Consider the following 8,865-nt stretch of genomic DNA (forward strand, 5'->3'; position numbering starts at 1 on the left):
CCCTTCCCTGACTCATTTCTGAGTATTAGCTTAACAAACTAATTTCGTTATTAATAGTTGACTAAAAAAAGCTAACTTAAAAATTTACTAACTCTTTAATCCACCGACTTTTTTTAGTCGTTATTGATGGAGCCGATTTTTCCTGAATCATGCTTTTGCCTATTACCAGGAATGGCAATCACTTCGATGTAAAATGACTTGAGTTCTCGTTCTTCCGCATGGTTGATGTTTTTATCAATTTCTGCCAGATGACAACTTTTCGCATATTTTTCGGTGTCCCCAAATTTGCAATCAAAGTCCCAAAAGTCTGTACCCTTGGGCAGGGGTTTTCTGCGGCAACGCTTCAAATGTTTTCTGACTTCGGCTTTCACCGACTCGATCATTCGAGGATACTTAATTTTCTCGTGTGCTAATTGAAATGTTTTTTTCATATTTTCCATTATCCTAAATTACGCCAAATACTAATTTTCCCTTCTACTCAATTCCGATAACCATAAACGATTCGATGACGAGTACGAATTTCCTACTTACTTATCATTCTTAATTGCCTTTTTAGCGATCAATTTTCAAATGCTTATTAAAGATAACCGAATGTACAGGAGAGGCGACGAGGGGTTTAAGTGGAGAGGTTTGGTTGTTATAGAGACAAAAATGCTCTACTTGATTTTTCTCCAACAAACAATCCATGAACATATACAGGTTATGAGAACCATTGCATCATAACTCGGATTTGACTATTTATAGATTTTGAAATTTCAATTCAACACCATGAAAACATGCCATATTCATTAGAAGTACACTTTGACGATATTACTAACGCAACAATTCAAGAAATGTGGAATGTACTATCTCAAAATAATATTCCTTGTAGGGCATTAGAAAAAGGCTTCTCGCCACATATCACACTTGTTTATGGTGAAATTAGCGGGATTAAAAAAGTAAATTGGGATTTTTTGGAAAAACAAAAAACTTTTAAGTTTGAATTTAGTACATTCGCTGCATTTCCAGACAGAGGCGTTCTTTTTCTTTCGCCCGAAAAATCAAATTTATTGTCTGAACTTCATAATCTTCATGATGCACATGCGAAATTTTCATCGATGAACAAATTCTATCGGACTGATTTATGGGAACCACACTGTTCTTTAGCTAGTAGGCTTTCACCAAAACAATTAGAAAAATCTGTGAAATTGTTTGAAGATTTTAAGTTTCCACTTGAAGCAACCTGCGTTTCCTCAAATTTTGTTAAGTATCCCAAAGCTGAAGTTCTTTCCTCCTTTCAATATCTTCCTGAGTAAATTTTAAGCGTTCGGCTTTGAGGGGAGATAGTATTTAACTTTTTATTTACCGAGTCACTACCTTTAATGCCCTTCATTGCTAATTATGTTTAGCGACTTGCGGTAAGCATAGATTAAAGCTAGTCAAGAGATCAATGATTTGGAGAGTAAACTTTGTATTTTCTTTAGTAATTATTCTTTGCAGTTGTGAAGATGACTCGGTTGCAACGCTAGAAAACACTCCTACTGAATCCACATTAACAAGACGGGAAAGGATGCGGGAGTTGGAGGCCGATTTGGAGGTAGCAAAGTGGGAAAATACTCGATTAAGTTTAAAACTTCGCAGGGTAGACGGAGCTTCTTTGGTAAGGGATAAAAAAACCAACCTTTGGCACCACGATGTTGAGCGTACTCCTTTTACTGGGATGGCTTTAGAGAGCTTCCCTGACGATACCCCCCGTGCGGAAGCTTACTTCCTCGATGGCCAAAAAGATGGAATGGAAAGGTTATGGTATCCCAATGGTAAGCTTAAGGAGGAAGGGCAGTGGTTCAATAATCGAGCCAATGGATTGATGCGTTCATGGGACGAGGATGGTAAAATATCCAAGGCAGTGCGTTACAAGAATGGAGAACTCATTGAAGTCCTCCGCTAGTCAGATTAGTGAGGTTGCAGGAATTAACGACTGAAGTTAAGTCCCCTAGGCAAGGGAACTTCACCAATCCATTGAGGGCGTTCACAAAAGATTTCTCCCCATGGCGTGCTCAACACCTCACGAACTAAAATTTGGTAAGCCCTTTCTGGTTGGCCAAAAGAAAAGGTAAGAAGGATGTCGGTCCTTTGGTTGGGCTTGGTCGTTTCGTTAAAATCCTTAATTAGGATGGGCCCGCCAGCAGAAGATTTATCAGGGCAAAAATAAAAGAGGCGGTCTGGGAAGGGATTATCAAAGCGAAACAGCATATCAGCTTGTCCAGATCCGTTTCCCAAAATGTTTTGATTGTAAACTTTCTGTGAGTCTTCAGGGGAATACCCAATCATTAAAGGCTTTCCGTGGGTAGAGTGATCGAGTTGTAACCGATAACTAAGTCCACGTTCAAAAAAAAGGGTTTTAGGCTGGGTCGCATTATGATCAATCATGGAATCTCCAGTAACTATAAAACGATTATTTTTCCAATGAACCGAAAGAGGAATTTCGATGGCAAGTAGGCGGGTAGTCTCCCATTGAACCCCATAACCTTTGGCCTCACGAAGAATCGGGTCAAAGGCTTCACGTTGGATCATTTTAGGTGAGTTTTTTGCAATGTGCCGCCATTGATCTCTCCAAGTATGTGCGAATGCAATTTTCCAACGGTCGAGCGGGGTCTTGGCAGTGGTTGGATAATTTAAGGTATAAAATTGTCGGAGTTTTTGTCGGAGTTCAAAATTTTCGAGGTTGAATAGAAGATCACGAAACTGTTCTTCTTCGAGAGAGAAAATCGACCTTAAGTAAAAGTCGCTAAATTTGTTCTGACGAAAAGAGTCAAAGATTTTTCGGCCCAAAGCTTCCTTGGGGTGAATCTGCCCCGATAAAATAGGGAGAGCGATGCCTGATAGAGCAAGGATCAATAAAAAGAGTGATATAGACCTAAGGCGCATTTCCTACGAAAAGTACCTAATTTATTTCAGTCTACAAGCAATTAAGGGAGCCTGAATGCTGAACAAAGCGTGAACACTATTCTAAATGAAGTGAAATTGGTTCAAAACTTGCAAGATGTTTGCAGTATAAATGAAAAGAATTCGTCCACTCGATACCCGACAACTCCAAGCCTTTGAGAATCTTTGTGAAACGGGCAGTTTTACCCGTACGGCCAAGCAGTTGTTTGTTACTCAGTCTGCAGTAAGTCATTCTTTACGCAGCTTGGAGAAAGAAGCGGGATGTAAACTTGTAAAAAAGCAGGGAAAGCAAATTCAGTTAACGGAAGCAGGTGAAAGACTGCTCGCTTTTGCTCGTCCTTGGTTAGAAGAAATGAACCGAGTACGGGATGAAATTCGTAGCTCTGATGATCGGGGAATACCTCGAATTCGTTTGGGGGCTAGCGATCAAATTTGTCGATTTTTATTACCTACGCTTTTAAAAGAATTTTCGAGTTTAGAACCGAGGTGTAAATTTGAAATTCGAGGCTTGGATACCCTGGATTGTTTAGACCTTCTAAGTTCAGGCGAAGTAGATCTGAGTTTAACAGTGGAACCTTTTCCCCGTTCAGATTACTTGTTTATACCCTGTTTTTCCGATGAGTTAGTAGTAGTTACCTACCCGGAGCACAGTTGGGCGAAAAAGGGAATTGTAAGTTGGAGAGATGTAGGTGGAGAAAAATTTATTTTGCCTAATCGAAGAGGTTTCACCTTTCGGGCAATTCAGGATTTTTTATCAAAAAAAGGAATTAAACTTAATTCATTCATGGAAATGAACAGTTCGGAAACTACTAAGGAGTTAATTAAGAATAAATTTGGGATCGGAATTTTGGCGGACTGGTTTGTTGCCAAAGAGATTGAATCGGGGGAACTTGTCTCACTACCTCTTGGACCAAGGAGACTGATTAGACCGTGGGGCATTTCAACCTTGAAAAGCCACTCCCTTGGGACTGCGGAAAGAGCTTTTATAAAGTGTGTTGAACAAACGGGATGCCGTTGGATGGTTAATCGTGATCCGTCCTTCAATACAAAGCTCCCTGGGAATTAAAAATTAATCCTATAACGCTTGCCTGCAAGCCGTGGACATTAGAGAAAAGGATTATGGCTACATTTTTATCTTTTTTTCATTTGTTTGCCCTTTTCCTGGTTTTTTCTCCCTGGGCGAATGGCCAAGGTTCTCCAAAGCCGGACCCATCTCGTTCTTTACGTTTATGCAAAGTGCAAAAAGTAACTTCGTCCCCTGGACCAACGATGGATGAAATACGGTTCGGCTTGGATCGATTATTGGACGGGAAGTTGCCCAAGGATGGGTGGCGCTCAACTTGGACAGCGTGGTATCAAAAAGATCCAGCGGTAACTTTTGATCTTGGAGAAATAAAGAGAATTGGAGCGATTCGCGTCTATTTTCAAGCTTGGGCTAGAGAGGATGAATTAAAAAGTGTTGAGATAGCTGTTGGTTTGGATGGCAAAACCTTTTTCCCCTTTAACGAGTATGGAGAGATCGTGACTTTGCAGGAGAAAGGAACCTGGGTGGAAATGGATTTGCGAGCCGTTCGGGCCCGTTACTTTAAGATATTACCCAAATTTCAGGGGTGGGGGCATCAATGGGGAGAAGTTGAATTTTGGGAAATCTCAAAGTGATTAACCTTTGAAGCTAGGCAGAATTTCACATTGGCTAACTGCCGGTTTCCCGGTCTGGTCGATACTTGTGGGAGTATCTGCTCTTTATGAACCAGCCCTTTTTCTCTGGTATGGTGCGGACGCCATAAGCCTGGGCCTTGGCTTCATCATGCTAGGGATGGGGATAACCTTAAAACCTCAAGATTTTTGCGATGTTTGGAAAGAACCAGGGGTAATTGCAATGGGGGTTGGCTTACAGTTTTTGATTATGCCAGCGTGGAGTGCCTGCCTTGCCTGGGTATTGAAATTGCCTACGGAAATGGCCGTTGGGCTAATTCTTGTCTCCTGCTGCCCTGGGGGTACAGCCTCAAATGTGGTTGTTTTTTTGGCCAAAGCACGCGTTGCTTTGTCGGTAAGCCTCACCCTGTGTTCGACTTTGGCAGCTGTATTACTTACGCCTTGGCTGACTTATTTATATGCCGGTCATTATACTCCAGTGGATCCATGGTCTTTGTTGCAAAGTATACTTTTAATTGTCTTGGCTCCGTTAGCGATTGGAGTGGGATGGAATCGACTGTTCCCAAAGTCGGCGATAAAGGCAGCACAATTTTCTCCACTCATCTCTGTGCTGTTTATTTTACTCATTGTGGGCTTCGTACTCGCTGCTAAACGAGACTTGATTTTTGACCATGGATGGATCCTTCTTGCGGCTACCAGCTTGCTTCACCTCGGTGGTTTTTTTGGGGGCTATGTTGGTGCTCATTGGTTACATAGGGATAGGCTGGACAAACAAACCTTGTCGATTGAGGTGGGTATGCAGAATTCAGGTCTTGGTACCGCCTTGGCAACTAAGCATTTTTCTTCCATGCCCATGGTACCTGCACCATGTGCCCTTAGTGCCATCCTCCATTGCCTGATTGGAAGCCTTTTAGCATCTCGCTGGTCGCGTACAAATGACATGTCCATAAAGAATCATGTTGATTCTGTAAGATCCTGAGCATGAAAGAAGATTCCTCCGGACCACTTCCACATCTTCTACGACCTGAGGTTCATTGGTCCCGAGCCACGGGATACCTAAAACTGGGGATGTTTAAACAAGCGAGAGCAGAACTTTCTGGTTTACCCAATGAATTGCCTTGGTCGAAACAAAAGAAATCAATGTTACTCGAGATTTTTCAAGGGTTAAAAAATTGGAAGGAGATGCAAAAGATTGCTTATGAATTGCGTATGGAGTTTCCCCAGGAAAGTGGATGGTGGGTGATGGATGCCTATGCAACGCGCCGATCTCTATCGATCGAGCAAGCCAGAGGGATTTTACTGGAAGCCTTAGTGCATAACTATGATGACGCTCTGATTCGCTATAACTTGGCTTGTTATGCTTGTCAGTTGGGAAGTCCTGGAGAGTGCCTTGATTTTCTCAAGGAAGCGGTGAAGAGGGATGAGCGCTATAAAGCTATGGCTTTAGCGGACGAAGATTTAAAGGGAGTGCAAGCTGCACTGCGAGAAATGGGCTGGAGTGAATAAATAGTTTAAAAGCACGGAAGTGTAGTGCTTAAATTACCTTATTCGCTCGTGGGATTGCATTAGTCGTCGTTTGATTTCGATTAGCGGAGCGTTTGCTGGGTCTTGTGGATCTTGATCGATCAGGTAATTAATATCTATCAGAGCCTCTACGAAACTGCCTAAGCCGTAGTGGGTCATCGCACGCAGAGTTCGGTGGTATCGATCATTAGGATTGATAGACACCAAGGCATCAAGATAACGCAGGGAAGCTGAACTATCTCTGTCCCAATCGGCAGAGCGCAATAGATTACGCAATATACGGTTTATAATTTCAGTTTCCGATGCGGGCATAAAATCCTTGTCCGAAAGTTCTGAATGGGTGAGCGTATTGGCGTATTCTCGAGAAATGGTTCGACCGGAAAAAGCATCAATAATTACTGAGTCCTTAAGCTTCTGGCCAGGTTCTCGATAGAGGGCAAGAAAATGTCCGGGGGTAGCCAGTCCAGTGATAGGTAAGTCGATTCGCTTTCCAAGTTCTAAGAGGAGTAATGTCAGGGTTATGGGTAAGCCTTCGCGATCATCAATGACTTCATTGAGGTAACTGTTTGAACGATGGTGAAAATCTAAAGTGCTTCCGTGGTATCCAAGTTGCACGAATAATTCATCGATTAAAATATCCAAAGTTTCTCGTTTGCTAATTTGCTTGGGAATCTTTTGGGCAATGCGGGTAGCCATTCGATCTACCCGATCCAGGTATTGTTTTAGTTGAAAGTCCGGGTTATCCATTAAGGAAACCAGCAGAGCGGATCGCAGCAAAATCTCTTCGCTTTCAGTTTTTTCAGAAGTTAGCAGATCGGTAAGCTCCTTAATAATACGGGCAATCCTGACTTTTTCAGCTGATTGACGAAGACGTTCGCTTGCCTGTTCCATTTCGACTGCCCGGTCGATTAAAGCTTGATAAACGGATGAATCCAACTTGGTAAGATCCTGAACCTCAGACGGAGAGATAGACTTTTCTAAGACGAGTGTTTGGGATAACTCATAGGCCAGTTCCCGAATTTCGGGAGTAATAGATCCGGAGGATAACCTGGCAGAGATTCGGAAATTGCGAAATTCGGCAGCAGGTTCTCGGAATTTACATAGTCCAACCCAGCCCTTCTTGAGGGTGAAATCAACTGCCTCAATAACTTCCTGTTCATTTATACTGCAACGAATCTGACCGCCTTGATCGAATCGTATTTTGAGTCGATTCCATGTTCCAGGCAGGTAATCCGGAGAGGGAATGGTTTCGATAATATTCCAATCGAAAACCTTTGGCCCATTGAAGCAGGTGAGACGGAGAGACCCATTGGTTGGATAAAATCCATAATGCTTCTGCTCGCCGTCTGATCCAAAGACTAATCCTGCTGCACCGCTTTCATCCTCAAGCCTAACTTCAACCTCAAGGTCAAAGGGTGGAGAGATATTGGGTTGTTGTGCTAGGCAAATCATGCGACCACCAAAGCCGTCTCCCATTCCGGATGCCTTGATAATACCGGCACGCTGCCTCCAGTTTCCCCCTAAGGGAAGTACCCATTCGTCATCGTCGAGCATTCCAACCGTTAACCACCGTTTAATGGGAATAGGTCGGATCTCCTCCATTAATGACCGTAGTGCATTCGCGGGAACTCCGAACCCCATAGCTCCGCCTGACTTGATGGTAAGCATTGCCAGCACCTCGCCATTTCGGTCTACTACTGGGCTGCCACTACTTCCAGCCTCGATAGGAATCGCAACCTGCACCATAGGACGACCGTCCCCAAATTCCAACTCGCGGATCGCAGCCACCACCCCTTGGCTGACACTTAGGTCATAACCTAAAGGATTCCCGACAGATAGAACAGCCTGTCCGGGTTCAATCTTTGACGAATCACCCAAGGTCAGGGTGGGGAGTCCGGACTGATCGATACGAAATAAGGCAAGGTCTCGACTGCGGTCGATGGCGAGAATTTCAGTCGGCTTGCAAAGTGTACCATCGGCCAACTCAACGGTGAATTCGCGGTGTTCACCAATCACATGAAAGTTCGTAGCGATCACTCCTTCTGCGTCGACAACAAAACCAGTACCCACCCCCCAAGGCCCACCCCCCCGGTTCACGCTCGATATCGTAACAACCGAGGGTTTGACGATGGCGGCTAAATGGGCAAATGGATCGTTTGTTCTCTCCTTAGAAAAAAGGCTGCTTTCTTCAAATAATTGGAGAGTCAGGCAGAACACTAGTAGGTTACGAAATAGAATGACCATAGGGTTATAACTATTCTCAATATTGGGTAAAAGATCGATTAGTGTTCAGAAGTTAAAATGGTGCAGCTAGGCGGTATGCCTGTCTTGACCTCCGGAATTTTGCTGATCAAAAGAGAGTTCCGACTGATCTGTTTCTTCCTCAATTATTTCCTCTCGATTCTCAGCAAAAGAAGAGGGTATTTCTTTTTTTGTCCGAATACCCATTGCTTTAAGCTTTTCGGCTTGCCCGATCAAGTTCCCGGGCCCAGTTGACAGTTGTCCAACTGCTCGTTCGTGAGCTCCCACGGCTTTATCCAGGGATTTACCCACCTCCTCAAGATTTCCAAGAAATCCGGCAAATTTATCAAAAAGTAAACCAGCCCGTTTGGCCACATCCTGAGCATGTTTGTTCTGTTTCTCTAATTTCCAAAGGTTGGCAACCGTTTTAATCGTAGCCATTAGGGTGGATGCGGTAATCAGGGCAATCTTACGGTCAAAGGCATATTGGTAAAGTTCGGAGTCCTCGGTTAATGCAGC

Annotated in this window: 10 protein-coding genes; 6 read left to right on the forward strand and 4 right to left on the reverse strand. The window is 43.5% G+C overall.

Going from position 1 to position 8,865, the window contains the following annotated elements; genetic code table 11:
* Nucleotides 1-113: 113 nt before the first annotated feature.
* Complete coding sequence (locus tag ACKPQ4_RS06880; RefSeq protein ID WP_407680452.1) at nucleotides 114-431, reverse strand: DUF6172 family protein; 318 nt, start codon at nucleotides 429-431, stop codon at nucleotides 114-116.
* A gap of 345 nt (nucleotides 432-776) precedes the next feature.
* On the opposite strand from ACKPQ4_RS06880, the gene ACKPQ4_RS06885 reads away from it, so the two are divergent.
* Nucleotides 777-1,295: a 2'-5' RNA ligase family protein gene (locus ACKPQ4_RS06885; RefSeq protein ID WP_407680453.1), complete on the forward strand. Its 519-nt coding sequence runs from the start codon at nucleotides 777-779 to the stop codon at nucleotides 1,293-1,295.
* A gap of 134 nt (nucleotides 1,296-1,429) precedes the next feature.
* Entirely contained in the window at nucleotides 1,430-1,927 is a 498-nt protein-coding gene (locus ACKPQ4_RS06890) for a toxin-antitoxin system YwqK family antitoxin (RefSeq protein ID WP_407680454.1), read from the forward strand.
* A gap of 23 nt (nucleotides 1,928-1,950) precedes the next feature.
* Here the strand turns inward: ACKPQ4_RS06890 and ACKPQ4_RS06895 are convergent, their stop codons facing one another.
* Nucleotides 1,951-2,907 carry a hypothetical protein gene (locus tag ACKPQ4_RS06895; protein WP_407680455.1) on the reverse strand — a complete coding sequence of 319 codons (957 nt, stop codon included), beginning with the start codon at nucleotides 2,905-2,907 and terminating at the stop codon, nucleotides 1,951-1,953.
* A 130-nt stretch (nucleotides 2,908-3,037) separates the two neighbouring features.
* On the opposite strand from ACKPQ4_RS06895, the gene ACKPQ4_RS06900 reads away from it, so the two are divergent.
* Genes ACKPQ4_RS06900 through ACKPQ4_RS06915 form a run of 4 tightly spaced genes read left to right on the forward strand, consistent with a single transcriptional unit; the run spans nucleotide 3,038 to nucleotide 6,087 of the window.
* Nucleotides 3,038-3,991 carry a LysR family transcriptional regulator gene (locus ACKPQ4_RS06900; protein ID WP_407680456.1) on the forward strand — a complete coding sequence of 318 codons (954 nt, stop codon included), beginning with the start codon at nucleotides 3,038-3,040 and terminating at the stop codon, nucleotides 3,989-3,991.
* 53 nt (nucleotides 3,992-4,044) lie between these two features.
* Nucleotides 4,045-4,584 carry a discoidin domain-containing protein gene (locus ACKPQ4_RS06905; RefSeq protein WP_407680457.1) on the forward strand — a complete coding sequence of 180 codons (540 nt, stop codon included), beginning with the start codon at nucleotides 4,045-4,047 and terminating at the stop codon, nucleotides 4,582-4,584.
* Nucleotides 4,585-4,591: 7 nt separating this feature from the next.
* The gene (locus tag ACKPQ4_RS06910; protein ID WP_407680458.1) at nucleotides 4,592-5,560 is read left to right on the forward strand and encodes a bile acid:sodium symporter family protein; all 969 of its coding nucleotides are present in this window, start codon (nucleotides 4,592-4,594) and stop codon (nucleotides 5,558-5,560) included.
* Between the two features lie 2 nt (nucleotides 5,561-5,562).
* Complete coding sequence (locus ACKPQ4_RS06915) at nucleotides 5,563-6,087, forward strand: tetratricopeptide repeat protein (protein ID WP_407680459.1); 525 nt, start codon at nucleotides 5,563-5,565, stop codon at nucleotides 6,085-6,087.
* A gap of 33 nt (nucleotides 6,088-6,120) precedes the next feature.
* On the opposite strand, the gene ACKPQ4_RS06920 is transcribed toward ACKPQ4_RS06915, so the two are convergent.
* Nucleotides 6,121-8,349: a transglutaminase family protein gene (locus tag ACKPQ4_RS06920; RefSeq protein WP_407680460.1), complete on the reverse strand. Its 2,229-nt coding sequence runs from the start codon at nucleotides 8,347-8,349 to the stop codon at nucleotides 6,121-6,123.
* Nucleotides 8,350-8,415: 66 nt separating this feature from the next.
* On the reverse strand, nucleotides 8,416-8,865 hold a 450-nt coding region (gene rmuC, locus ACKPQ4_RS06925; protein WP_407680461.1), incomplete at its 5' end, for a DNA recombination protein RmuC.

The organism is Candidatus Chordibacter forsetii, assembly GCF_964187505.1.
In the GTDB taxonomy this organism is placed as follows: Bacteria; Verrucomicrobiota; Verrucomicrobiia; order Opitutales; family Seribacteraceae; genus Chordibacter; species Chordibacter forsetii.